This window comes from Muribaculum gordoncarteri (assembly GCF_004803695.1).
Taxonomy (GTDB): Bacteria; Bacteroidota; Bacteroidia; order Bacteroidales; family Muribaculaceae; genus Muribaculum; species Muribaculum gordoncarteri.
In genome coordinates this window covers 1,113,874-1,138,262 of sequence record NZ_CP039393.1, presented here as the reverse complement: position 1 = coordinate 1,138,262, position 24,389 = coordinate 1,113,874, and the positions used below count along the sequence as shown (strand labels likewise).

Annotated in this window: 21 protein-coding genes; 12 read left to right on the top strand and 9 right to left on the bottom strand. The window is 48.8% G+C overall.

Annotated features, from left to right (window positions below; translation table 11 throughout):
* Positions 1-423 precede the first annotated feature (423 nt).
* The 3 genes from prfA to E7746_RS04935 all read left to right on the top strand — a co-directional run bounded on the left by prfA (position 424) and on the right by E7746_RS04935 (position 3,742).
* Complete coding sequence (gene prfA, locus E7746_RS04945) at positions 424-1,533, top strand: peptide chain release factor 1 (protein WP_123396580.1); 1,110 nt, start codon at positions 424-426, stop codon at positions 1,531-1,533.
* Positions 1,534-1,553: 20 nt separating this feature from the next.
* Positions 1,554-2,384, top strand: a complete 831-nt coding sequence (gene pyrF / locus E7746_RS04940; RefSeq protein ID WP_123396579.1) for an orotidine-5'-phosphate decarboxylase — start codon at positions 1,554-1,556, stop codon at positions 2,382-2,384.
* A gap of 98 nt (positions 2,385-2,482) precedes the next feature.
* The gene (locus E7746_RS04935) at positions 2,483-3,742 is read left to right on the top strand and encodes a phosphoglycerate kinase (RefSeq protein ID WP_136410044.1); all 1,260 of its coding nucleotides are present in this window, start codon (positions 2,483-2,485) and stop codon (positions 3,740-3,742) included.
* Between the two features lie 87 nt (positions 3,743-3,829).
* Here the strand turns inward: E7746_RS04935 and E7746_RS04930 are convergent, their stop codons facing one another.
* Both E7746_RS04930 and E7746_RS04925 read right to left on the bottom strand, forming a co-directional pair.
* Positions 3,830-4,786: an aldo/keto reductase gene (locus tag E7746_RS04930; protein WP_136410043.1), complete on the bottom strand. Its 957-nt coding sequence runs from the start codon at positions 4,784-4,786 to the stop codon at positions 3,830-3,832.
* Between the two features lie 21 nt (positions 4,787-4,807).
* Positions 4,808-7,243, bottom strand: coding sequence for a glycoside hydrolase family 2 TIM barrel-domain containing protein (locus E7746_RS04925; protein WP_136410042.1), 2,436 nt, complete (start codon positions 7,241-7,243; stop codon positions 4,808-4,810).
* Between the two features lie 294 nt (positions 7,244-7,537).
* Here E7746_RS04925 and E7746_RS04920 point away from each other — a divergent pair, with 294 nt between their 5' ends.
* Genes E7746_RS04920 through E7746_RS04890 form a run of 7 tightly spaced genes read left to right on the top strand, consistent with a single transcriptional unit; the run spans position 7,538 to position 15,075 of the window.
* Positions 7,538-8,470, top strand: a complete 933-nt coding sequence (locus E7746_RS04920) for an aldo/keto reductase (RefSeq protein ID WP_136410041.1) — start codon at positions 7,538-7,540, stop codon at positions 8,468-8,470.
* A gap of 11 nt (positions 8,471-8,481) precedes the next feature.
* Positions 8,482-9,405, top strand: coding sequence for an amidohydrolase family protein (locus tag E7746_RS04915; protein WP_136410040.1), 924 nt, complete (start codon positions 8,482-8,484; stop codon positions 9,403-9,405).
* On the top strand, positions 9,402-10,652 hold the full coding sequence (gene fucP / locus E7746_RS04910) for an L-fucose:H+ symporter permease (protein WP_136410039.1): 1,251 nt from the start codon (positions 9,402-9,404) through the stop codon (positions 10,650-10,652). The genes E7746_RS04915 and fucP overlap by 4 nt, the downstream gene beginning before the upstream one ends.
* A gap of 45 nt (positions 10,653-10,697) precedes the next feature.
* The gene (locus tag E7746_RS04905; protein WP_136410038.1) at positions 10,698-11,717 is read left to right on the top strand and encodes a zinc-binding alcohol dehydrogenase family protein; all 1,020 of its coding nucleotides are present in this window, start codon (positions 10,698-10,700) and stop codon (positions 11,715-11,717) included.
* Positions 11,718-11,726: 9 nt separating this feature from the next.
* Positions 11,727-12,113 (top strand): L-rhamnose mutarotase, encoded by a 387-nt coding sequence (locus E7746_RS04900; protein ID WP_136410037.1) that lies wholly within the window; start codon positions 11,727-11,729, stop codon positions 12,111-12,113.
* A gap of 15 nt (positions 12,114-12,128) precedes the next feature.
* Positions 12,129-13,586, top strand: a complete 1,458-nt coding sequence (locus E7746_RS04895) for a tagaturonate reductase (protein ID WP_136410036.1) — start codon at positions 12,129-12,131, stop codon at positions 13,584-13,586.
* On the top strand, positions 13,579-15,075 hold the full coding sequence (locus E7746_RS04890; RefSeq protein WP_136410035.1) for a UxaA family hydrolase: 1,497 nt from the start codon (positions 13,579-13,581) through the stop codon (positions 15,073-15,075). Before E7746_RS04895 ends, E7746_RS04890 begins: the two co-directional genes overlap by 8 nt.
* Positions 15,076-15,140: 65 nt before the next feature.
* Here E7746_RS04890 and E7746_RS04885 read toward each other — a convergent pair whose 3' ends face one another.
* Positions 15,141-16,067, bottom strand: a complete 927-nt coding sequence (locus tag E7746_RS04885) for a tyrosine-type recombinase/integrase (RefSeq protein WP_136410034.1) — start codon at positions 16,065-16,067, stop codon at positions 15,141-15,143.
* A 124-nt stretch (positions 16,068-16,191) separates the two neighbouring features.
* Between E7746_RS04885 and E7746_RS04880 the strand changes: the two genes are divergently transcribed.
* Entirely contained in the window at positions 16,192-17,376 is a 1,185-nt protein-coding gene (locus E7746_RS04880) for a THUMP-like domain-containing protein (protein ID WP_136410033.1), read from the top strand.
* Between the two features lie 21 nt (positions 17,377-17,397).
* Here E7746_RS04880 and smpB read toward each other — a convergent pair whose 3' ends face one another.
* Together smpB and E7746_RS04870 are read right to left on the bottom strand one after the other, a co-directional pair.
* Positions 17,398-17,862, bottom strand: a complete 465-nt coding sequence (gene smpB / locus E7746_RS04875; RefSeq protein WP_123396568.1) for an SsrA-binding protein SmpB — start codon at positions 17,860-17,862, stop codon at positions 17,398-17,400.
* Positions 17,859-18,398 (bottom strand): hypothetical protein, encoded by a 540-nt coding sequence (locus E7746_RS04870; protein ID WP_136410032.1) that lies wholly within the window; start codon positions 18,396-18,398, stop codon positions 17,859-17,861. Before E7746_RS04870 ends, smpB begins: the two co-directional genes overlap by 4 nt.
* Before the next feature lie 122 nt (positions 18,399-18,520).
* On the opposite strand from E7746_RS04870, the gene E7746_RS04865 reads away from it, so the two are divergent.
* Positions 18,521-18,949 (top strand): DUF5606 family protein, encoded by a 429-nt coding sequence (locus tag E7746_RS04865; protein ID WP_136410031.1) that lies wholly within the window; start codon positions 18,521-18,523, stop codon positions 18,947-18,949.
* Positions 18,950-19,018: 69 nt separating this feature from the next.
* Here the strand turns inward: E7746_RS04865 and E7746_RS04860 are convergent, their stop codons facing one another.
* The 4 genes from E7746_RS04860 to E7746_RS04845 form a co-directional block, all read right to left on the bottom strand.
* Complete coding sequence (locus tag E7746_RS04860; protein ID WP_136410030.1) at positions 19,019-19,225, bottom strand: hypothetical protein; 207 nt, start codon at positions 19,223-19,225, stop codon at positions 19,019-19,021.
* 64 nt (positions 19,226-19,289) lie between these two features.
* Positions 19,290-21,716, bottom strand: coding sequence for an endopeptidase La (gene lon / locus E7746_RS04855; protein ID WP_136410029.1), 2,427 nt, complete (start codon positions 21,714-21,716; stop codon positions 19,290-19,292).
* A 131-nt stretch (positions 21,717-21,847) separates the two neighbouring features.
* The gene (thrC, locus tag E7746_RS04850; protein WP_136410028.1) at positions 21,848-23,152 is read right to left on the bottom strand and encodes a threonine synthase; all 1,305 of its coding nucleotides are present in this window, start codon (positions 23,150-23,152) and stop codon (positions 21,848-21,850) included.
* Positions 23,153-23,178: 26 nt separating this feature from the next.
* Positions 23,179-24,387 (bottom strand): cofactor-independent phosphoglycerate mutase, encoded by a 1,209-nt coding sequence (locus E7746_RS04845; protein ID WP_136410027.1) that lies wholly within the window; start codon positions 24,385-24,387, stop codon positions 23,179-23,181.
* Between the last annotated feature and the right edge of the window lie 2 nt (positions 24,388-24,389).

The following is a 24,389-nucleotide window of genomic DNA, read 5'->3' as shown; positions in this document are numbered from 1 at the left end:
GTGTGTTTTTCATAGTATTATCGCATAGTGCCCTAAATATTTTCCTTATTGAATCGGTGAGAGTCATGTCGGATATAACTCTGTATCATAGCATAGATAATCCTCTGTACAGGGGATAGCGAAACATCGCTGTCACCCAAAATCATCTCTTTCGCGATAGCTCCTGCTATCGTAACTCGTTCTTCCTCCGGAAGTGACTGGATTGTGCTTATCACTTTAGGAGTGATAACTATCGGCTGTAACATAGCAATAAGATTTATTAGTTGAACACGTTGCAAAGATAGTCCTCACCATGCGCCATAATTAAGCACATAAAAGTTAAAAACATTAAAATATAGGTTTTGATGTTTTACTCGCCACAATGCATAAAAATATGGCGAAAAATTTGTAACTTCGCGAAAAATTACAACACAATAGTCACTTATGTCAGAAAATTCCCTACTCTCACGCCTCGACGGCATTGAAGCGCGTTTTGAGGAAGTGAGCACATTGATAACCGACCCGGCAGTTATTTCAGACATGAAGCGCTATGTACGACTGACCAAGGAGTATAAAGAGCTTGAAAAGTTGACCAATGCCACCCGCTGTTACCGCAATCTGCTCGACAACATAAATGAAGCACGTGAAGTTCTCGACTCCGAGAGTGACGAAGAGATGCGTTCGCTTGCCAAGGAGGAACTTGATGACGCCACGGCACGAATACCGCAGCTTGAAGAGGAGATAAAGTTGCTTCTCATCCCGGCCGACCCCGAGGACGGCAAGAATGCAATCGTTGAAATAAGAGGAGGCACAGGAGGCGACGAGGCTGCAATATTCGCAGGCGACCTGTTCAAGATGTACAGCAAATATTGTGAGTCAAAGGGCTGGAATGTAGCCGTGACAAGCTTCAACGAAGGAACAGCCGGAGGATTCAAGGAGATAGTATTCTCGGTAACGGGCGAAGGCGTGTACGGTATCCTGAAGTATGAAAGCGGCGTACACCGTGTACAACGAGTGCCGGCTACCGAAACCCAGGGCCGTGTGCACACATCGGCGGCCACAGTGGCCGTGCTGCCCGAGGCCGAGGAATTTGATGTAGAAATCAACGAAGGTGAAATAAAGTGGGACACATTCCGAAGCGGAGGTGCCGGAGGCCAGAACGTAAACAAGGTGGAATCGGGCGTAAGACTTCGCTACATGTGGAAGAACCCCAATACAGGCGAAACCGAGGAAATACTGATCGAGTGTACCGAAACACGCGACCAGCCCAAGAACAAGGAGCGCGCCCTAAGCCGACTGCGTACATTCATCTACGACAAGGAGCACCAAAAGTACCTCGACGACATAGCGTCACGCCGAAAGACTATGGTGTCGACCGGCGACCGCTCGGCCAAGATACGCACCTACAACTATCCGCAGGGACGCATCACCGATCACCGCATCAACTACACAATCTACAATCTTGCGGCATTCATGGATGGTGACATACAGGATTGCATCGACCACCTGATAATCGCCGAGAATGCCGAGAAGCTAAAAGAGTCAGAATTATAACCCTCAATCAACATAGACCGATGAAAAGAACTGAATTAGTTGAGAACATAAAGCGTAAAGAGTCATTTCTATGCGTGGGACTTGATCCCGACATAAAGAAAATACCTCAGCATCTGCTGCGCGAGGAAAATCCGTTATTTGCCTTCAACAAAGCGATAATCGATGCCACAGCGCCCTATTGCGTAGCCTACAAGCCCAATCTCGCATTCTACGAAAGCCTCGGTGTGGAGGGATGGATTGCTCTTGAGCGCACCGTAAAATATCTGAAGGAGAATCATCCCGACCAATTCATAATCGCCGATGCCAAGCGAGGCGACATAGGCAACACCTCGATGCTCTATGCCCGCAGCTTCTTCGAGCATCTCGATGTCGATGCCATAACCGTGGCACCCTACATGGGCGAGGACAGCGTGACACCGTTTCTCGGATATGAGGGCAAATGGGTGATTCTGCTGGCCCTCACATCCAACAAGGGATCTCATGACTTCCAGTTGATCGAGGACAAAAACGGCAAGCGACTCTTCGAGCACGTAATCACCACATCACAGAAATGGGCCACTCCCGATGAAATGATGTATGTAGTGGGTGCTACACAGGGCAGCATGTTCAAGGACATTCGCAACGTTGCACCACAAAGCTTCCTGCTTGTTCCCGGTGTAGGCGCACAGGGAGGCAGCCTTGAGGAAGTGGCACGTTACGGCATGATTCCCGACTGCGGATTGCTCGTCAACTCATCGCGAGGCATCATATACGCATCGTCGGGTGAAGACTTCGCCGAAGCCGCAGGCAAGGAGGCTGAAAAGCTTCGCGACCAGATGTCGGCATTATTGAAGTCATCTCACATCATTTAAGCAAATTTAGCAGCATAATTCGCGAATTTCCGCTATATTTGCCGTAAATATTTCATTGTTACAGACTATTTCGATTAACCAACTAAATATTAACCAAAATGCAGAAAATAGACAACTACAACTTTGCCGGAAAGAAGGCCATTGTCCGTGTTGACTTCAATGTGCCTCTGGATGAAAACGGTAAGATTACCGATGACACCCGTATCCGTGGCGCCCTCCCCACCCTCAAGAAAATCCTCAACGACGGTGGCAGCCTCATCATCATGTCACACATGGGCAAGCCCAAAGGCAAGGTAAATCCTAAGTTCTCACTTAGCCAGATCAAGGACGATGTAGCCAAGGCTCTCGGCCATGATGTAAAGTTTGTATCTGACTGCGTAGGTCCCGAAGCAGCTGAAGCCGCAGCCAACCTCAAGCCCGGCGAAGTGCTTCTGCTTGAAAACCTTCGTTTCCACCCCGAAGAAGAAGGCAAGCCCGTAGGCATCGACAAAGCCGATCCCGCTTACGACGCAGCTAAGAAAGAGATGAAGGAAAAACAGAAAGAATTTGCAAAGCAGCTCGCAAGCTATGCCGATGTATATGTTAACGACGCATTCGGTACAGCTCACCGCAAGCACGCTTCAACAGCCGTTATCGCCGACTATTTCGGAGCTGACGACAAGATGCTCGGCTACCTCATGGAGAAGGAAGTTCAGGCCGTTGACAACATCCTCAGCGACATCAAGCGTCCCTTCACCGCAATCATGGGTGGTTCTAAGGTTTCAACCAAAATCGGCATCATCGAAAACCTCATGGACAAGGTTGACAACCTCATCCTCTGCGGCGGTATGACATATACATTTGCCAAGGCTCAGGGCGGCAAGATCGGTAACTCAATCGTTGAGGACGACAAGCTTGACCTTGCTCTTGACATCATCAAGAAGGCTAAGGAGAAGGGTGTAAACCTCATCCTCGGCACCGACTGCATTGCTGCCGATTCATTCAGCAACGATGCCAAGACTATGGTTTGCCCCGCCAACAACATCCCCGACGGATGGGAAGGCCTCGATGCAGGTCCCGAAACCCGCAAGCTTTTTGCAGCAGCCATCGTTCCTTCCAAGACTATCCTTTGGAACGGCCCTGCAGGTGTATTCGAGTTTGACAACTTCACAGGTGGTTCTCGTGCAATCGCCGATGCTATCGTAGAAGCTACCAATAATGGTGCATTCTCACTCGTTGGCGGCGGTGACTCGGTTGCATGTGTAAACAAGTTCGGTCTTGCCGATGAAGTTTCTTACGTATCAACCGGTGGCGGCGCACTTCTTGAGGCCATCGAAGGTAAGATTCTCCCCGGCGTTGCTGCCGTTCAGGGCAAGTAATCGACAACCTGTTTTAATCAATAAAATAAATCAGCCATTTAGCGCAATGCTAAATGGCTGATTCTTTATATATGTGCTGTGTGACTGCTATTGATTCAGTATGGCATCTATCTCGGCAAGCTCCTCAATAGTAAACTCAATGTTGTCGACTGCAGCGATATTATTATCGAGCTGCCCCACCGAGCTTGCACCCACAATAACCGATGTCATTCCCGGCTTGGCAAGCAGCCATGCTATGGCCATTTGAGCCAACGACTGTCCTCGACGGGCCGCCATTGCGTCAAGCAACTTGATTTTTTCAACCAATTCGGGCGTTATGTCCTCACGATGTAGGAAACCTCCGTCACGTGCGGCTCTTGAACCTTCGGGAATTCCGTTGATATAGCGATTGGTAAGCAACCCCTGTGCCAACGGCGAAAAAGCTATGAATCCAAGACCCTGCTCACGACACATGGCAAAGTGGGCGCCCTCGGGCTTTCGGCTCAACATGCTGTAACGGTCCTGATATATGAGGCACCTCACATTCTGCTGTCGCATCATCTCACACGCCTCCGCTGCTTTATCCACAGGATACTTTGACAATCCCACATAAAGGGCCTTACCCTGCTTCACGATGTCGATAAGAGCCTGAACAGTTTCTTCAAGCGGTGTTTCGCTACAATAACGATGGCTGTAAAATATGTCGAAGTATTCAAGACCGGTGCGCTTAAGGCTCTGATTTATGCTTGCCATTATATATTTGCGCGAACCGCCGTCGCCATAGGGGCCGTCCCACATGAGGTGACCGGCTTTGGAGGTGACGATGATTTCATCTCGATGATTCTTAAGCCCCTCGCTCAGCATTCGCCCGAAATTGGCCTCGGCGCTACCGGGAGGCGGGCCGTAATTATTGGCGATGTCGAAGTGGGTTATACCCTTGTCAAATGCGTGGAATATGATGTCACGAGCCGTGGCATAATTGTCGACATATCCGAAATTATGCCACAAGCCGAGTGATATCATCGGTAGCTGCAATCCACTATTGCCACAGAATCGGTATTTCATATCTCTCGATTGTTATAACTGTCAACGAACGGGAATTTCAACTTCGGCAGGAGCCACGCCTTTGGCCGTCACGCGGAAACGAAGAGTTCCCGGAGTCTTGCCGCTACGGGCTATCGCTGTGGCAGCACCACTGAATAGCTTCATCTCAGGATTCTGGAACGGCAACAAGCATGTCGGGTCGCCATTTGCAGTAGCCTCAAATGCACCGGCTCCGTCTACTTTAAATTTGACAAGACGATCATCGGTAGGCACGATATTGTCATTCTTGTCGGCGACTTGTACCGTGAAATAGACAAGATCGTCACCATCGGCCTTCAACGATTCACGATTGGGTGTGACAACAAGATGATGCGGCTTGCCTGCGGTTTTTATCGACTCCTCGGCAACGGCATTGCCCTTGTCATCGTAAGCCACTACCTTTACCTCACCCGGTTCGTACACGGTTTCGTTCCACATCAGCCTGTAACGATTCTGATAGGTGGAGTCGTTCTTCTCGCGAACGCCCTGACTCTTTCCGTTTATAAACAACTCGGCTTTGGGATAGCTGGTGTAGACAAATATAGGTGTCACCTTGCCTTCACGGCCTTTCCAGTTCCAGTGAGGCAGAATGTGAAGTGTCGGCGACTCCTCGTTCCACTTTGAGCGATAGAGGTAATAACGGTCCTTGGGAAGTGACGCAAGGTCGATGATACCGAACACTGAGCTATGGTTGGGCCATGCATCGGTATCGTAAGGCGAAGGCTCGCCAAGATAGTCAAATCCGGTCCACACAAACTGACCTATTACATAGTCCTTGTCATCGTCCATAGCAAAGTCTATATCGGGAGTGTTGGACCATATACATGACTCATTGTCATAGCTCGACGACTGATGGTCGGGGTGCGTCACGTGATTGTGTTCCTTAAATTCGATAGGGAAATGATAAACTCCACGCGATGAAACGGTCGAAGCGGTTTCCGAACCGAGAATCAGTTTCTGCGGAAGCTTTTCATAGGCTTCTTCATAGAACTGAGGCTTGTAATTGAAGCCGGGAATGTCGAGAGCGGCAGCAAAGCCATTGTCAAGCACCGCCCTTATCTGATCCATACCGCATGTCACGGGACGGGTCGGGTCAAGCTTATGCACAAGATCCTGAAGCATTGTAAGCTCCTTTACTCCTCCGGGGCCCCACTGGCTCGGCACCTCGTTGCCTATCGACCACATGAGCACCGACGGGCTGTTGCGGTAATGCTCAACCATGTTGGTGATGTCACGCTCGGCCCATCCGTTGAAGTATGAGCCATAACCGTTAGGCGACTTCGGACGGAAGCTCCAATCGTCAAAGGGCTCAATCATCAACATCACGCCCATTTCGTCGCACAGCTCGACAAGTTCGGGAGCCGGCATGTTATGAGATGTACGTATGGCATTTACTCCCATATCCTTGAGCAGTTCTATCTGATGACGCAACGCCGAGCGGTTGACTGCCGCGCCCAACGGGCCGAGGTCATGATGATTGCACACTCCGCGGAACTTGGTAAGCTCCCCGTTAAGGAAAAATCCCTTTTCGGGAACATACTCGATACTGCGTATACCGAATCGGGTGTCATAACTGTCGACAACCTTGCCGTCGACGCTGACAGTAGTGCGTGCCGTGTACAGCTTTGGCGACTTCGGCGACCACAATTCAGGTCGGTTTACAAGGAAATTCTGGAAATCCTTCTGTCCGTGATACACAAATTCCGATGAATTCTTTGCAACCACATCGCCTGCAGGCGACAGAATTTCGGTAGCCACCATAGCCTTTTGGCCGTCATTAAGACCGGCTATCTTCACCTCAAGGCGCACCGATGCATAATCCTTGGTCACCTTGGGTGTCGTAACGTATGTGCCCCAAACGGGGATGTGTACTTTATCGGTATTTACAAGATGCACGTTACGGTAAAGTCCGGCTCCGGGATACCAGCGCGATGCCCTTTCAAAGTTTTCAAGATCGACCTCGACATCGTTCTTGCCGGGATGTACCGCGTCAGTGATGTCGACATAGAATGAGTTGTAGCCATAAGGCCAATATGCAAGTTCCTTGCCGTTGACTTTGACATGCGCATTGCTCATCGCTCCGTCAAATACAAGGGTAAATGTCCTGCCTGTAGTGTCGGGAACATCAATAACCGTGCGGTAGGAACCTTTTCCTATAAAAGGAAGGCCGCCGGTACGGCCGGTCTTTTCTGTCTTTTCTGTTTCTCCGTTCTGCTCTACGGCAACAACCTGAAGGTCGTTATTTCGGTCGAAAGGCCCGTATATGGCCCAATCATGAGGTATTCTTACATTCTGCCACTGCGTGTCGGCCGAATGGACACCCTTTGTAAACTGCCAGCCTTCATTCAACGTAGTCGTATGACGCTCCGCATTAAGACTGACCGCAATCACACCGGTCATTACCATCATGGCAATCCGGGGGAAATAGTGCTTGTTCATTTAATTATGGATGGAATTTAGTTATTGGTAATACTTAAAATTCGGGTCATGGTAAATCGATGACATTGTGTCATTACATTATACATACAAAAATACAAAAAATAATCCAACAGACATGAAACATGCTACATAATATATCTTAATAAGAGCCGGTTCGACAATAAATATTAACGGCTCTTAAAATTGCGACTGCGAAAAAATCTCGATTTTGTCCTACTTTATCGCGAAATATTCCTATTGCAAACGAAATTTATTTCTTTATTTTGCATGAAATAGTAATTATTAAATCATTACATGAAATACAACAAAATCGGGAAAACTGGAATGGTAGTGTCGTCGCTCAGTTTTGGAGCCTCGTCGCTCGGCGGAGTGTTCCGCGACATAAATCAGGCATCGGCAATCAAAGCAGTGGAAACAGCCATTGAAGGTGGCATGAATTTCATCGATGTATCGCCCTACTACGGTCATTACAAAGCCGAAACAGTGCTCGGCAAGGCTTTAAAGGGCATCGATCGAAGCAAATATTATCTCTCGACCAAGGTAGGCCGCTACGGCAAGGACGGTGTCAACACATGGGATTACTCGGCAAAACGCGCCACTGAGAGCGTATTTGAAAGCATGGAACGCATCGGCGTCGACTACATCGATTTGATAAACGTACACGACATCGAATTTGCCGACCTCAATCAGGTGGTCAATGAAACTCTGCCGGCACTTGTGGAGCTTCGCGAAAAAGGTGTCGTGGGACATGTGGGCATAACCGATCTCCAGCTGGAGAATCTCAAGTGGGTAATCGATCGCGTACCCGAAGGCACAGTCGAAAGCGTGCTCAATTTCTGTCACTATACGCTCAACGACGACAAGTTGCTCGATTTCCTCGACTATTTCGAGCAGCACGGCATCGGTGTCATCAACGCCTCGCCACTCTCGATGGGACTGTTGTCCAATAGAGGCGTGCCCGACTGGCATCCCGCACCCAAGTCGCTTGTCGATGCCTGCCGCAAGGCCGTGGAGCATTGCAACGCCAAGGGATACCCGATTGAGAAACTCGCAATACAATTCTCAACCGGAAATCCGAGGATCGCGACTACGCTGTTCAGCTCGGCCAATCCCGACAATGTGGCTAACAACATAGCATTCGTCGACGAGCCCATCGACATGACACTCGTTGAGGAGGTGCGTGACATAATAGGAAACCAGCAGCGAGTAAGCTGGGCCAACTCTTAATGACCGCCGACATGGATTACACAATAATCGATGCACACTCGCATTTGTGGCTGAATCAAGACACAATCGTCAACGGATTGCCGGTACGCACCATCGACCGCGGACGCTCGATATTCCTGGGCGAAGAGAGGCAGATGCTGCCGCCGTTCATGATCGACGGACGCAACTCGGCCGAAGTATTCCTGTCAAACATGGATTATGCACAAGTTTCGGCAGCCGTGGTCACTCAGGAGTTCATCGACGGAAATCAGAATGAGTATCTTGCCGATGTAGTAAAGCGATACCCCGACAGGTTTTTCGTTTTCGGCATGTGTGAATTTCGCAAACCGGGTTTTCTCCCCGATGCAAAAGAGCTGATAGCACGCGGATTCCGCGGATTGGCCATACCTGCTCACCGACTTCCGCTCGGCGACGACCGGGTTTGGCTCAACTCTTCCGAAATGATGGAGATGTTCAAGTACATGGAGAAGCACGGCATAATATTGTCGATAACACTGGCCGACGGAGCATTGCAAGTGCCCGAGATGGAAGATGTCATCAGCGAATGTCCCGATCTTAAAATAGCGATAGGACATTTCGGAATGGTGACTATGCCCGACTGGATGGAACAGATAAAGCTGGCACGACATAAAAATGTCATGATTGAATCAGGAGGCATAACATGGCTCTTCAATTCTGAATTTTATCCCTTTGACGGAGCCGTGCGCGCCATACGCAAAGCTGCCGATGCCGTAGGTATGGATAAGCTCATGTGGGGCTCTGATTATCCTCGCACGATAACGGCCATAACCTACCGCATGTCCTACGACTTCATTATAAAGTCACCCCTCATGACTACCGATGAAAAACGTGCATTCCTCGGTGAAAACGCAAAACGTTTTTACGGTTTTAAGAATCTTATAGAGTTACCTTACATCAAAAACATGTCGGAATGAATCCTACAACCAGAAATCGATACATTGTACCGCTATCGCTCGTGATATGCCTCTTCTTCGTCTGGGCAATCAGCGCCAACCTGCTGCCAACAATGATAAGGCAGCTGATGAAGACTTGCGAACTGACACCCTTTGAAGCGTCATTTACCGAAACCGCCTATTGGCTCGCATACTTCATCTGCCCCATACCGATTGCGATGTTCATGAAGCGTTACACCTACAAGGCCGGCATAATATTCGGCCTGCTCATGGCTGCAGCCGGTGCATTGCTGTTCTTCCCTGCGGCTGTGATAAAAGAGTATTGGTTCTACCTGTGCGTATTCTTTGTCATCGCTACCGGAATGTGCTTCCTTGAAACAGCCGCCAATCCTTACGTAACGGTTCTCGGCGCACCTGAATCGGCTCATCGCCGACTAAATCTCGCCCAGTCGTTCAACGGACTTGGTGCTTTCATATCGGCAATGTTCATCAGCAAGATAATACTCAGCGGCGATTCATATACACGTGACACACTGCCGGCCAACTTCACCGGCGGATGGGAAGCATATATCGAGGCTGAAACCAGCGCCATGAAAGGCCCCTATGCGGCTCTTGCCCTTATGCTTGTAATAATAGCAGTGATATTCATCTTCTCAAAACTGCCCAAAATAAACGAAGGTCACAGCAGTTCGGGAAAGCTTATTAATTTCGGTGTATTCAAACGCTCTCACCTCGCTAAAGGCGTAGTGGCTCAGTTCTTCTATAACGGAGGACAAACGGCAATCAACAGCCTCTTCCTTGTCTACTGCTGCTCCTATGCAGGCATAAGCGAATCCACCGCGACTACATTCTTCGGCATCTACATGCTTGCATTCCTGCTTGGCCGATGGGTGGGAACCATGTTGATGAGCAAGTTCAAAGCGAGCAACATGCTCACCGTCTACTCTCTCGCCAATGTAGTGCTGTGTATTGTGATAACGCTGTTTGGAGGCATGGTGGGACTATATGCCATGATAGCGGTGTCGTTCTTCATGTCGATCATCTACCCCACCCAATTTTCACTCGCGATAACCAATCTTGGTGATGACACAAAGAGCGGCTCGGCATTCCTGGTAATGGCCATTGTGGGTAACGCCTGTCTGCCGCAGCTCACCGCATTCATCATGATGCTCGACCCGATGTGGTATCACATTGCCTATGTCGTTCCCATGATATGCTTCATGGTGTGCGCCTATTACGGATTCCGCGGGCACAAAATAATCAACTGACAACCATTCATTCAAAATATAACCAACAAGTAACTGAATATAATTATGCTTGCAATTCAAATAAAATCGCCCGGCAATGTCGAAGTAATCGATCTCGACATGCCTCAACTTCGTCCCGGAGAAGTATTAATCAAGATTGACTACGTGGGATTCTGCGGCTCCGACCTCAATACATTCCGCGGAAAAAATCTCATGGCAATATCACCCGTCATTCCGGGACATGAGATAGGTGGAACCATCGAAGCCATCGGCGACAACGTACCCGAAGGCGTGTTCACCAAGGGCATGAACGTTACTGTAAATCCCTATACGGCATGCGGCAAATGCTCTTCTTGTCGTAAGAGCCGCCCCAACGCCTGCGAGCACAACGAAACACTCGGTGTGCAGCGTCACGGAGCCATGCGCGAATACATCGCCATACCTTGGGAGAAAGTCATACCGGCTCCCGGCATCTCTTCGCGCGACTGCGCATTAATCGAACCGATGAGTGTAGGCTTCCATGCCGTTGACCGAGGTGCAGTCACCGACATAGACACCGTAATGGTGATAGGATGCGGCATGATCGGACTCGGTGCAATATTGAGAGCAGCCATGAGAGGCGCCACTGTCATAGCCACCGACCTTGACGACGACAAACTTGAACTCGCAAAGCGACTCGGAGCTACCTACACCATAAACTCGGCCAAGGAGAATATACACGAAAAGCTGTGTGACATAACCGCGGGATATGGTCCCGATGTAGTTGTCGAAGCTGTAGGCTCACCCGTGACCTATGTAACGGCAGTGGAGGAAGTGGCATTTGCCGGACGAGTTGTGTGCATCGGCTATTCAAAGTCGGATGTCACGTTCCAGACAAAGCTGTTTGTGCAGAAAGAGCTCGACATACGCGGTTCACGCAATGCGTTGCCGGCCGACTTCAATGCCGTGATACGTTACATGCAACACGGCAACTGCCCCGTAGACCTGCTTATCAGCGACATAGTGACGCCCGACAAAGCGCAAGAGGCGCTTCAGCATTGGTCGGACAATCCCGGAAAGGTATTCAGAATATTAGTCAAATTTTAAAGCGATTCAATGCCAGTCAACGGATACAGAGTAAAACGTTACGACCAGCCGGTAAAACGCTATTGCCAGACAATCGACCTGTCAGACAATCCGGAGCTGATAGAACGCTACAAGGAGTGTCACAGCAAAGCGAATGCCTGGCCTGAGATTCGTGAAGGGATACGCGAAGTGGGAATCCTTGAAATGGAGATGTACATAACCGGCAATCGCGTATTCATGATTGTGGAAACTCCTCTTGACTTCGACTGGGACACGGCAATGAAGCGACTTGCCTCGTTACCGCGCCAGGCCGAATGGGAAAATTTCGTGGCAACATTCCAAGGATGCAATCCTGACAGCACATCGGCCGAAAAATGGACGCTGATGGAACGCATGTTCTATCTTTACGAAAACTAACAACACTACCGTACAATGAACTTACGACCATTAAACAGGGAAACGGTGGCGACAACCACCCATCCTGTAAGAATACTTCAATTCGGCGAAGGCAACTTCCTGAGGGCATTTGTCGACTGGATGATTGACATTGCCAACGAAAAAGGTGTTACCGATAGCGACATAGCCATAGTGACGCCGCGTTTCCGCATTACTCCCGCCTTGGAAACATTACATAAGCAGGATGGACTCTATCATGTGTACCTTGAAGGTGTAAAGGATGGCAAACCCGGCAAGGAGTCACGGTTGGTTACCTCGATAGCCGACGCCTTTTCACCGGCAGCCGACATGGAGCGTTACGAAAGCTACATAACATCGCCCGACTTAAGATTTGTAATATCAAACACAACCGAAGCGGGCATACGTTACGAGCCCGAAGAGATGTCAGGCGACAACCAGTCAACATTTCCCGGTAAAGTCACCAAGATGCTGCACAAACGCTTCATCCGCTTCAACGGAGCCCACGACAAGGGATTGATATTCCTGTGCTGCGAGCTGATCGAGGACAACGGAAGTACCCTACGCGACTTCGTGCTGCGTCACGCCGCTGAAGGAGGTCTTGGCAACGATTTCATCGACTGGGTGAAAAACAGCTGCATATTCTGTGACACTCTTGTCGACCGCATAGTGTCGGGATTCCCTCACGACACAATTGACGAGCTTAAGGAGGAGCTCGGTTATGATGACAACCAGATCGTCAAGGGTGAACTTTACCACATATGGGCCATAGGAGGTGAAGGCTATCTGACGGCACAACGTGAGCTGCCCCTTGACAAGGCGGGACTCAATGTGGAGTTCATGCCCTCGATAAAGAAGTTCCGCGACAAGAAGGTGAGAATACTCAACGGCTCGCACACCGGAATGGTGCCGGTTGCTCTACAGCTTGGATGCGAAACGGTTATGAACGCATTCGACAACCGTGATGTCAACGAATTCATCAACACAATGGTCGAGCGTGAAGTGCTGCCGATGATTGACGAAGAGCGCGAAACACTTGAGCGATTCTCGGCAGGAATACTTGAACGTTTCTACAACCCTTATATTAAACATCAGCTCAAGTCAATAGCGTTAAACTCGTTGTCGAAGTGGGAGGCACGTAATTATCCCACTGCAAAGGACTACTATTCACGTAACGGCAAAAGAGCGGATTTTGAACTGTTCACATTTGCCGCATTGCTCTCACTGTACGGCCCCGGCTCGGGATTCAACGCCCAAGACACCCAAGAGCATCTTGAATTGATAAATCAAGTGTGGAATGACAACGACTATCGCTCTACTGTTGCCTCCATTGTCAACAGCAACATTTTCACCGAAAATTTTGAAGAGCATATTCCCGGCTTTATCGATGACACGGCAAGATATCTGAGTGAAATCAGACGGAACGGCATGTCAGTGGCATTAAAACAATTCATTGAAGCGCACAAGAATGGCTAAACGCATCATAAGGATAAACCCAGCCGACAATGTAGCCGTAGTTTTAGCCGACGAGATAAAAGCCGGTGAAACATTGACCGAAGGAGGCGTAACGGTAACGTTGAAGGATGACATGATTCGAGGTCACAAAGTGGCGCTAACCGACATAGCCCAAGGAGGCGATGTCGTAAAATACGGTTATCCCATAGGCCATGCGACAAGCCACATAACGGCCGGCGAACATGTACATTCCCACAATCTCGCGACATCGCTCGATCTTGACTTGGAGTACACCTACAATCCTGTGACAATCGAGGCCAAACCGTCGTCAAGTGAACCGCCCACAATCAACGGCTATCTACGAGCCAACGGAGAGATGGGTATTCGCAATGAATTGTGGATAGTGCCAACGGTGGGATGTGTCAACGGACAAGCTCAGGCAATCGTCAAACGACTGACCGAAGAGTGTGACACATGCCATGTAGACGATGTGCGTGCGTTCACCCACAATTATGGCTGCTCTCAACTCGGCACCGACCATGAAAACACCCGCTCGGCCTTGGCTGCACTAATAAAGCATCCCAATGCAGGCGGTGTACTTGTGCTCGGCCTCGGTTGCGAAAACAACCAATTGGCAACGTTGCGTGACACATTGGGCGACTACGACCCGTCACGAATAAAGTTTCTCGTAGCGCAGGAAGTGGACGACGAGATTGAAGAGGGAGTCGCAATAGGCAAGCAATTGATTGAAACGATGAAGAACGACCGCAGGCAGCCCCTGCCGATGTCACTTCTGAAAGTGGGATTGAAATGCGGAGGTTCCGACGGCCTGTCGGGGATAACCGCCAATCCGCTTGTGGGAATGGTGTCGGACAAGCTGATTGAATGCGGAGCGACAACCATAATGACCGAAGTCCCTGAAATGTTTGGAGCCGAAACCATATTGATGAACCGGGCTGTCGACCGAAAAATATTCAATAAGATTACATCGCTCATAAACGACTTCAAGGACTATTTCCGCTCCTACGGCCAACCGATATATGAAAATCCGTCACCGGGCAACAAAGCCGGAGGCATAACGACTCTTGAGGAAAAGTCGCTCGGATGCGTGCAGAAAGGTGGCACAAAACCGGTTGTCGATGTCATCGGATATGCCCGCCAAGCCACAAAGGCCGGACTAAACCTGCTCAACGCTCCGGGTAATGATCTCGTAGCCTCGACCGCACTTGCGCTGGCAGGATGTCACATCGTCCTGTTCACTACAGGGCGAGGGACTCCATTCGGAACATTTGTCCCCACAATGAAAATATCGACCAACACAGCTCTTTATGAGAAAAAGAAGCACTGGATTGACTTCAATGCAGGAACGATAATAGAGGGCGAATCCATAAATAACGCTTCCAAGCGAATGCTCGACAAAATCATAGACACCGCCAGCGGAATGTTGTTAGAGCATGAACTTACCGGAGCCAAGGAAATCGCAATATTCAAAACAGGAGTGACACTATAGAATTGTAATTGCAAAGGACCGACATGAGTATTGGTAGCACTCAATACCCGTGTCGGTCCTTAATTTTAATTACCCTCAAGCAACTTAATCAAAGTCTGATTGGCACGATCGATTACATTGGTTTCAAGTGAAGCCAGATAAATTTTGGTCGTTGATTCGGAATCATGTCCCATGCCCTGGCTTATCACCGACAACGGGATGTTGCGCGAGCGTGCGATAGAAGCCCATGAATGGCGGGCAACATACATGGTCAACGGCAACGACAGATGCACCCTGCTCCCTACCCGCTTCAAGTTGTAGTTTATCTTGTAGAGGCCATTCTTATATTTGCTCCTTACATTCACAGTTGAGTCCTCAATTATCGGGAGCAAGTAGATTGACGACGGATTGCCGTAACGCTGCACGATGCGTTGCATAACGGGTTCCCATTTTATCACCAGCAATTGATTGGTTTTCCGTCGACGATAAGTAAGTCGTCCACCCACAAGATCGCTCTTTTTCAAGAATGCCATGTCGACAAACGACATACCCCTTAAGAAGAAGCTCAGAATAAACATGTCACGGGCATACTCGAGTTTCGGATCGTGCGACAGGTCAAGCGAATATATTTCCCTGATTTTATTCAACGACACGGCTCGCTTCACCGTCTTTTCGATTCCCGTATAGACATGCTTGAATGGGTAAGTCTGTACGGTAATGTTTCGGTCAACCGCCCGATTATAAACAGCCCTGAGCACGCGCATGTAGAACGACACGGTGTTTAAAGTCACTCCGGAACGTATCAACCACGCCTGATAGGAAAGCAAGCGTATGCTGTCGAGCTGTCTGAATTCAATATCTCCCCCTTGCAAAAAACGCTTGAAATTGTTAAGCGTGGTAAGATAGGTTTCATAACAACGTTTTTTGTCAGCTGCAATCATTCCTTGCAGCACATCCACCATAAATTCACAGAATAGCGGCTCTTGTCTTAAATGCCTTGATTCATTTGTCATGTTAAATACTTATTAAATTATCTCTGTTGAATAGTTTGGCAAAGTTAGAGCCGGTACGACAATAATGAGTTAATCCAAAATTATGTGTGAGCAATTTGTGGAGATAAATTGTTAATTTTGCACTATGATACATGACAATGACGAATTTTGGGAATGGGTTTACCGTAACATCAACGATGATGTCCTAAGCCTTAGGCTTCGCAATCACGGCAAGGAAGAGTGGATCGATGCGGCGATAACGCAGATAGAGTGTCGCAGGCGATGCAGTCGCAAATTGCCCGACACATTAAAATGCCGGCACTTCTTCTTCCCGTCGACATTGTCGGCCGAACAGTGTACGAGCGACATGCTGGCCGATTTCCATGCGGGATTGGTCGACGATTGCGCAAGCGTGCTTGACATGACATGCGGTCTTGGCATAGACACATTCCACATTGCTCGAAAAGCGTCATCGGTCACTGCTATAGAGCTTAACCCCGACACAGCTGAAGCAGCAGCACATAACGCCAAGGCACTGTCATTATCCAACGTTGCGATAGTACATGGCGACTCAACTTCATATTTAAAGGAGTGTGACAAAAGATTCGACACTATATTCATCGATCCCGCGAGGCGAGGCGACGCCGGCCAACGACTTTTTGCGTTGAGCGACTGCCGACCCGATGTAACGGCACTTCTGCCCGACATATCGGCACATTGCCGCAAATTGATTGTAAAGGCATCGCCGATGCTCGATGTCACACACACCTTGAGGGAACTGCCAATGACACGCGACATATACATCGTGGGCAATACCCGTGAATGTAAAGAACTCGTAAGCGTTGTCGACTTCACCAACGACACCAACGATGTCACAATACATGCATGGACCTCGGGCGACGACTTCAGCTATACACCTTCACAGGAGAGCGAAGCCACTGTAGAGTTCGGAACTCCCGAAGATGGATGGTATCTCTACGAGCCCTACCCTGCGGTCATGAAATGCGCCCCCTACAAACTGCTGTCCTCTCGGTTCGGAGTAAAGAAACTCCACCCCAACACACATCTATACACATCGTCGTCACCTGTCGACATGTTCCCCGGCGAGCGATGGAAAATCGAGCGCGTAATCCCCTTCGCGTCGAGTGAGCTGAAGCGATTCTCACGTAAATATCCACAAATAAACGTAGCGGTTAGAAATTTCGGATGGTCGGCCGACAAACTGAAAGCCAAGCTGAAAGTCAAGGACGGAGGCGACAAGCGACTTATAGGAGCAACCCTTACAGGCGACATAAAAATAATGCTCGTTCTGTGTAAGGACGAGCATTAGTAATCAAAAAAATTCTCCACTTTATCGTTTTTCAAACAATCGTGCCATCGAGCGCTTATCCTCACGCTCCTTGATGGACTGTCGTTTGTCATATTCCTTCTTACCGCGACCGATGCCTATAACCACCTTGGCAAGCCCGCGGTCGTTGATGAACAATCGCATAGGGATGATGGTAAATCCGGCCTCTTTGCCGTTCTTCTCCAACTTGGCAATCTCCTTCTTATTAAGGAGCAGCTTGCGGTCGCGACGCTCGGCATGATTGTTATATGTCCCGTAGAAGTATTCGGCTATATACATATTCTTAAGCCACACCTCGCCATTGGTCACATAACAGAATGAATCGGCAAGACTCGCCTTGCCAAGGCGTATCGACTTGATTTCGGTGCCGGTAAGCACGATGCCCGCCGTAAATGTGTCGGATATGGCGTAGTCAAATGTCGCACGCTTGTTTTTTATATTTATATCCTTACTATTCTTCAAATTCATGATAATTGCTGCATTATAAAATGAAACAAACAGCCGAGTATGTAGGGAGGCAACAGGATGCTCACTACACTCAGCGCCGTGAAAGCAAACGATGATGTCGCCCTGACGGCCAAATAACGCATTCCCATCCACATAACAAGCACAACCACCACCGGGAGGAACTGCACTATCGACAGATCAATTGGCGGCAGGCAATTGCCTATTATGTTTATAACAGCAAGCAGTCCCAGATTATACAATATGAAGGTGGTGTACTTCTTTTCATTGGGCTCACCGTCGACCATTCGCTTAAGGAAAAATGAGAACAGAAACACCGCAAAGAAAAATGTCACGAAATATTGTACAAAAATAACTACCGCATTCTGAATCATCGTCACCAATGAGAGGGAGGATACGTAGAAACGTTGAATGAACACCGTGCAAGCCGTTATGCCTATCAAGGGATAGAAGCCGCTCGATGCAATGGCACGCGGCTCCTCGCCACGTGCGGCTATATCCTCCCAGCCACGGGCCGGTGAGATTATTAATTGTAGCAAATAGCCTAAAAACTTTAGCATCGTCATTATTTTGGAATGGCAAAGTTAACAATATATCGCCAAAAAAGAGTAATTTTGCATATACGAAATTTTTACAATACACATAAAAACGCCATTTAGATATGTTAAAGACAATTTTAGCAATATCGGGAAAACCCGGACTGTTCAAATTAGTGAATCAAGGAAAGAATATGCTCATTGTAGAGTCACTTTCGACCGGCAAACGCACTCCTGCCTACGCCCACGACAAAGTGATATCGCTCGGTGACATAGCCATATATACCGTAGAGGAAGATGTTCCGTTGTCGAAAGTGCTTGAATCACTGAAAACAAAAGCCGACGGAAAGCCCGTGGATGTAAAAGCCATAGGTGACGATGCCGACATACGCGCCTACTTCAAGGAAGTGCTTCCCGACTTTGACGAAGACCGCGTTTACACCAACGACATAAAGAAGGTGCTCAACTGGTACAATCAGCTCCTCGCTGCCGGAATAACCGAATTTGTATCGCCGGAAGAGGAAGAAGAAGCGACTGAAGAGAAAGGCGAATAAAGCAGTCTTTAGAAAATACCAATCGGCAGAGTGATTATTGATATATCACTCTGCCGATTTTTTTATTGATCAATCATCATGGTCGTGATGGTGATGATGATGCTTTTTCGGCTTCTTATGCTTCTTGTGTTTCTTATGCTTGTAATAATATCCATCATCAAAGTCATAATCTCCCTCAATGCCCCAATAGCTGCGCATGGAGCCACACGAAGTAAGCGATGTCGATCCCAATCCAAGGATGGCTATTATGAGCCATATCACATATTTCTTCTTCATCTTTGATAAAATGTAGTGTTTAACTTAAATACGTTTAAACACTACAAAATGTTTATCATCGATGCTATAACTCGCGATAATGTGCTACTTTTTCATCCAGCAACGCCTTATCGATAACCTCCATCACAGTTTTAACGTAGTGGAATGTAAGGCCCGATATGTACATGGCATCAATGTCCTCGACATCCTTACGGTTTTCAACCGAAAGGATTATATCAGTTATTCCGGCACGCTTGGCGGCAAGAATCTTCTCCTTTATACCGCCCACAGGCAACACTTTGCCTCGCAGAGTAATTTCACCTGTCATGGCAAGGCATGAACGCACCTTGCGCTGAGTAAAGGCCGAAACAATGGATGTTGCCATAGTTATGCCGGCCGACGGGCCGTCCTTGGGAATGGCTCCTTCAGGGACATGCACGTGAAGCTGATATTTCTCAAACAACTCGTCGTCAATACCCAGCTCACGTGAATGGCTCTTTACATACTGCAAGGCTATCGCAGCCGACTCCTTCATTACGTTGCCGAGATTACCGGTCAATATCAATTTGTCTCCTTTGGCTCGTGACAATGACGACTCGATGAAGAGAATCTCACCGCCTACAGCCGTCCAGGCCAGTCCTGTGACAACACCGGCAAACTCATTGCCCTCATAGAGATCCTTGCTGTAGCGTTCAAGTCCGAGATATCCCTTAAGATGCTTGGGTTGTATCTTATGGGGATATTTCTCCTTAAGCATCAACGCAAGCACAATCTTACGTATAATCTTGGAAATCTGCTTTTCAAGTTGTCGCACACCGCTCTCCGAGGTATAGTTCTCGATTATATGGGCTATGGCCTCGGGAGTGAACGACAATTGCGACTTCTTAAGCTTGAACTCCTTCAGAAGGCGAGGTATTATGTGACGATTGGCTATCTCAATCTTCTCCTCAAGCAGATAACCCGAGAGGTCGATAATCTCCATTCGGTCGAGAAGTGGCTGCGACAATGTCGTCAATGTGTTGGCAGTGGCGATAAACAGCACCTTTGACAAGTCGTAATCGATGTCGACATAGTTGTCGTGGAATCGACAATTCTGTTCAGGGTCAAGCACCTCAAGCAATGCTGCTGAAGGATCGCCCTTGAAGTCGCTGCCTATCTTGTCGATCTCGTCGAGCAGCAATACAGGATTGGAAGTACCGACACGCTTTACTGCATCGATTATACGGCCCGGCATCGCTCCTATATAAGTGCGACGGTGTCCGCGTATTTCAGCCTCGTCATGAAGGCCGCCCAACGATACACGCTGATATTTGCGACCGAGAGCACGCGCCACCGACTGGCCCAACGATGTCTTTCCCACTCCGGGAGGGCCTACAAGACAGAGAATCGGAGCCTTGCCCTCGGGATTGTTGAGCAGCACGGCTATCTGCTCAAGGATACGCTCCTTGACCTTGGGAAGTCCATAGTGGTCGGCATCAAGGATATCCTTTGCCAGATTGAGGTCGGTATTCAAGTCGGAATACTTGTTCCACGGCAATTCGAGCAGAGTTTCTATGTAGGAATATTGAACCGAATAGTCGGGGCTTTGCGGATTCAGTCGTCCCAGCTTGTCAAGCTCCTTGTCAAACACGGCAGCTACATTGGCCGGGAAATCAATCTCATCAGCCTTACGGCGGAAAACAGTCAGATCGTCATCGTTATCACCGTAGAGTTCCTGGCGTATAGCCTCCATCTGCTGTTGCAGGAAAGCGTGACGCTGCTGCTGGTCAAAACTTTGACGGGCACTTGACTGAATCTCTTCGGCCACAAGCAGCATCTGCTCCTGACGCGTAAGCTGCGCAAGCAACTCTTTAGCTCGCTCCTTCACGTTGTCCTCAAGCAGAAGGGCCATCTTTTGGTCGGTGGGGAACGGCGATTGCGTACAGATCATGTTGACAAGACCTATAGGGTCAGGGAAATTCTGAACATTCAGGAAAAATTCCTGCATTCCGTCCATATCCTTGAGCAATCGCAACGTAAGATTCTTTATGGCCTGAACAACGGCGACAAAGTCCTTGTCGTTACGGCGAGGCTTCGCATCCTTGACAATCTCCACCTTTGCGGCGAGAGCATTTCCTCCGGCATTGCTGTTTTCAGCGCTGCCGATGATATGGAACTTATCACGTGCGCGTATAATCGCAGTGTGGCCTCCGTCTGGAAGGTCAAAAATCTTGATTACATCGGCAATAGTTCCATAGTCATACAGAGATTCAAGAGTGGGAGCATCATCCTCGGGATTACGCTGACACACAATGCCTATGGGATTCTTGGAATCGAGAGCATACTGAGCCGTGAACTGAGAGCTTATCCTGACGAGCGAAATAGGTATCGTAACGCCCGGGAAAAGGACAAGATTCTGAGTGGCGAGCAGTGGCAGCGCATCAAGGTCAGGCTCGGCATTGAACTTTGAAGGATCGATGTCGATTTGTCCCAATGAAATTATCTTATGATTGTCTTTATCGGAGTTGTTCATTTAAAAATACCGCTAATTTATTACAGAAATCACTTTACAGCAAATTATGTGCCAAAGTTACACAACATTGGTGACTCCACGAAATGTGAAGCCACCAATGTTTATCTTTCGCCAAGAAATTGGTCGTCGTGCTACAATGAGAGCAGATACTTCTTGAATGCCGGAAATTGCTTGTTAAGACGCACAGTCGACTTCTCGCCTCGCATAAACGCCTCAAGTCGTGCCGGAATCTTGACACTGCCGTCAATGATTGAATCAACCGTTTCCTTGAATTTGGCAGGATGGGCCGTTTCAAGGAATATACCCGTTTCACCGGGCTGCAGATACTCATCCAGCGCCCTATAGGCCACAGCTCCGTGAGGATCGAGAATGTAACCCTTTTCGGCATAAACGTTACGCATCGTATCGGCAATCTGCTCGTCGGTATAGGTGCATCCGCTTATATCGCCCACAATGGCATCGTGTGACTTGCCGTAAAGGTCGAGAATACGTGCAAAGTTGGACGGATCGCCCACATCCATGGCATTGGCTATCGTAGCTATGGACGGACGGGGATTATATTTACCTGTCTTCAGATATTCAAAGAATACATCATTGCGATTGTTGGCGGCAATGAAACGATGTACCGGCAAGCCCATGCGCTTGGCAATCAGTCCGGCACAGATGTTGCCGAAGTTACCGCTCGGTACGGCAAACACTACCTTGTCGGCCGACTTGCCTGAACCTACAAGACGAGCATAGGCATGGAAGTAGTAGAACATCTGCGGAAGAAATCGGGCTACATTTATCGAGTTGGCCGATGTCAGTTTCATGGCATCATTCAACTCCTTGTCCATGAATGCCGACTTAACGAGAGCCTGACAGTCGTCAAATGTGCCGTCGACCTCGATAGCCGTCACGTTGCATCCAAGAGTAGTGAACTGTGCTTCCTGGATGCGGCTGACCTTGCCCTTGGGATAGAGGACAAACACTCTCACTCCGGGAACATTCAAGAATCCGTTGGCAACAGCGCTTCCTGTGTCGCCCGATGTAGCCACAAGCACATTTACATCCTCATTGCCCTGCTGACGGTTGAAATATCCGAGCAAACGGGCCATGAATCTTGCACCTACATCCTTAAATGCAAGTGTCGGGCCATGAAAGAGTTCGAGAGCGTACTTGTCGGAATCCACCTCAACAAGAGGTATATCGAAGTTAAGTGTGTCGTTGACGATTGTCTGAAGGGTCGATGACTCGATATCGTCACCAAACAGCGTGTTTGCCGCCACATACGCTACATCCTGTAACGACATATCTCCTATATGGCGAAAAAATGCCGAAGGTATCGTGGGAATGCGTTCAGGCATATAGAGGCCACGGTCGGGAGCAAGTCCCCTCACGACGGCATCCTTCAATGATGTCTTGGGCGATTGTCCGTTGGTACTATAGTAATTCATAATTAAAAGCTATGTGTCGTTGTGGTTTATTTTATCAGTGATTTAATGAACTGGCTACCTGTCAACAATCCGTAACCGCCATCCGCTGCCGACTTTTCGGAAAATACCGTCACATCGTCGGGAGTGTCACCGGGTCGGTATATAAGGAACGGCACAGGAGCCGATGTGTGGGTGCGCAGCCTGCAGGGAGTGGGATGATCGGGCAACACTGCCACGGCAACAGGTTCATCCATTTCAGAAACAGCATCCATTAAAGGACGCAGAATGCGGTTGTCGAGATACTCTATGGTACGCTTCTTCAACTCATAGTCGCCTTCATGTCCGGCTTCGTCACTTGCCTCCACATGGAGGAATACAAAGTCAGCGCCGTTACGCAACGCATCTATTGCCGCCTGAGCCTTTCCCTCGTAATTGGTGTCATAAAGCCCGGTGGCACCCTCCACATATACAGGTTTCAGACCGGCATAGACTCCGATACCGAAAATCAGGTCAACGGCCGAAATCACCACGCCCGACTTAATGCCGAACTCCTCGGTCATGGGACGCATCGACGGACGATAACCCGGCGACCAAGGCCAGATGCTGTTGGCACAATCCTTGCCCTCGGCCTTGCGTCGTAGATTTACAGGATGTGACTCAAGTATCTTCTGTGAACGCATTATAAGTTCATTTAACTTGCGTGCGGTGGCCTCGGCTTCGGGCACATCGGCTTTCACCATGACATCGGTAAACGCCGTACCCGGCACATCATGAGGAGGCGTACATGACACTCTCTTGTCGCCGCCTTTTAAAATCAACAGATGACGATAGGACACTCCGGGATAAAACTGCACAGTGTCATCGCCAAGTTCATGCTGGAGCGTGGCAATTATTTCGCGGGCTTCTTCGGTGGAAATATGTCCACCCGAATGATTTTTTATGCGCCCGTCGGATATACAAATAAGATTGCACCGCATAGCCATGTCACCAGGCTTTATGTCAACGCCCATGTTGGCGGCCTCAAGGACACCTCGGCCCTCAAACACCTCCGGCACATTGTAGCCAAGTACCGAAAGATTGGCTATCTCACTTCCGGGATGAAATCCTTCAGGCACGGTTATAAGTTGTCCGACACGACCTTTGCGTGCAAGCATATCCATAACCGGAGTATCAGCGGCCTCAAGCGGAGTCTTGCCGCCCAATTCGGGGATAGGCTCATCGGCCATGCCGTCACCAAGAACTACTATATATTTCATAA

What these genes read in the sequence shown, in the direction of transcription:
- prfA (WP_123396580.1), top strand. Translation starts at nt 424, where the DNA reads ATGTCAGAAAATTCCCTACTCTCACGCCTCGACGGCATTGAAGCGCGT.
- pyrF (WP_123396579.1), top strand. Translation starts at nt 1,554, where the DNA reads ATGAAAAGAACTGAATTAGTTGAGAACATAAAGCGTAAAGAGTCATTT.
- E7746_RS04935 (WP_136410044.1), top strand. Translation starts at nt 2,483, where the DNA reads ATGCAGAAAATAGACAACTACAACTTTGCCGGAAAGAAGGCCATTGTC.
- E7746_RS04930 (WP_136410043.1), bottom strand. Translation starts at nt 4,786, where the DNA reads ATGAAATACCGATTCTGTGGCAATAGTGGATTGCAGCTACCGATGATA.
- E7746_RS04925 (WP_136410042.1), bottom strand. Translation starts at nt 7,243, where the DNA reads ATGAACAAGCACTATTTCCCCCGGATTGCCATGATGGTAATGACCGGT.
- E7746_RS04920 (WP_136410041.1), top strand. Translation starts at nt 7,538, where the DNA reads ATGAAATACAACAAAATCGGGAAAACTGGAATGGTAGTGTCGTCGCTC.
- E7746_RS04915 (WP_136410040.1), top strand. Translation starts at nt 8,482, where the DNA reads ATGGATTACACAATAATCGATGCACACTCGCATTTGTGGCTGAATCAA.
- fucP (WP_136410039.1), top strand. Translation starts at nt 9,402, where the DNA reads ATGAATCCTACAACCAGAAATCGATACATTGTACCGCTATCGCTCGTG.
- E7746_RS04905 (WP_136410038.1), top strand. Translation starts at nt 10,698, where the DNA reads ATGCTTGCAATTCAAATAAAATCGCCCGGCAATGTCGAAGTAATCGAT.
- E7746_RS04900 (WP_136410037.1), top strand. Translation starts at nt 11,727, where the DNA reads ATGCCAGTCAACGGATACAGAGTAAAACGTTACGACCAGCCGGTAAAA.
- E7746_RS04895 (WP_136410036.1), top strand. Translation starts at nt 12,129, where the DNA reads ATGAACTTACGACCATTAAACAGGGAAACGGTGGCGACAACCACCCAT.
- E7746_RS04890 (WP_136410035.1), top strand. Translation starts at nt 13,579, where the DNA reads ATGGCTAAACGCATCATAAGGATAAACCCAGCCGACAATGTAGCCGTA.
- E7746_RS04885 (WP_136410034.1), bottom strand. Translation starts at nt 16,067, where the DNA reads ATGACAAATGAATCAAGGCATTTAAGACAAGAGCCGCTATTCTGTGAA.
- E7746_RS04880 (WP_136410033.1), top strand. Translation starts at nt 16,192, where the DNA reads ATGATACATGACAATGACGAATTTTGGGAATGGGTTTACCGTAACATC.
- smpB (WP_123396568.1), bottom strand. Translation starts at nt 17,862, where the DNA reads ATGAATTTGAAGAATAGTAAGGATATAAATATAAAAAACAAGCGTGCG.
- E7746_RS04865 (WP_136410031.1), top strand. Translation starts at nt 18,521, where the DNA reads ATGTTAAAGACAATTTTAGCAATATCGGGAAAACCCGGACTGTTCAAA.
- E7746_RS04860 (WP_136410030.1), bottom strand. Translation starts at nt 19,225, where the DNA reads ATGAAGAAGAAATATGTGATATGGCTCATAATAGCCATCCTTGGATTG.
- lon (WP_136410029.1), bottom strand. Translation starts at nt 21,716, where the DNA reads ATGAACAACTCCGATAAAGACAATCATAAGATAATTTCATTGGGACAA.
- thrC (WP_136410028.1), bottom strand. Translation starts at nt 23,152, where the DNA reads ATGAATTACTATAGTACCAACGGACAATCGCCCAAGACATCATTGAAG.
- E7746_RS04845 (WP_136410027.1), bottom strand. Translation starts at nt 24,387, where the DNA reads ATGAAATATATAGTAGTTCTTGGTGACGGCATGGCCGATGAGCCTATC.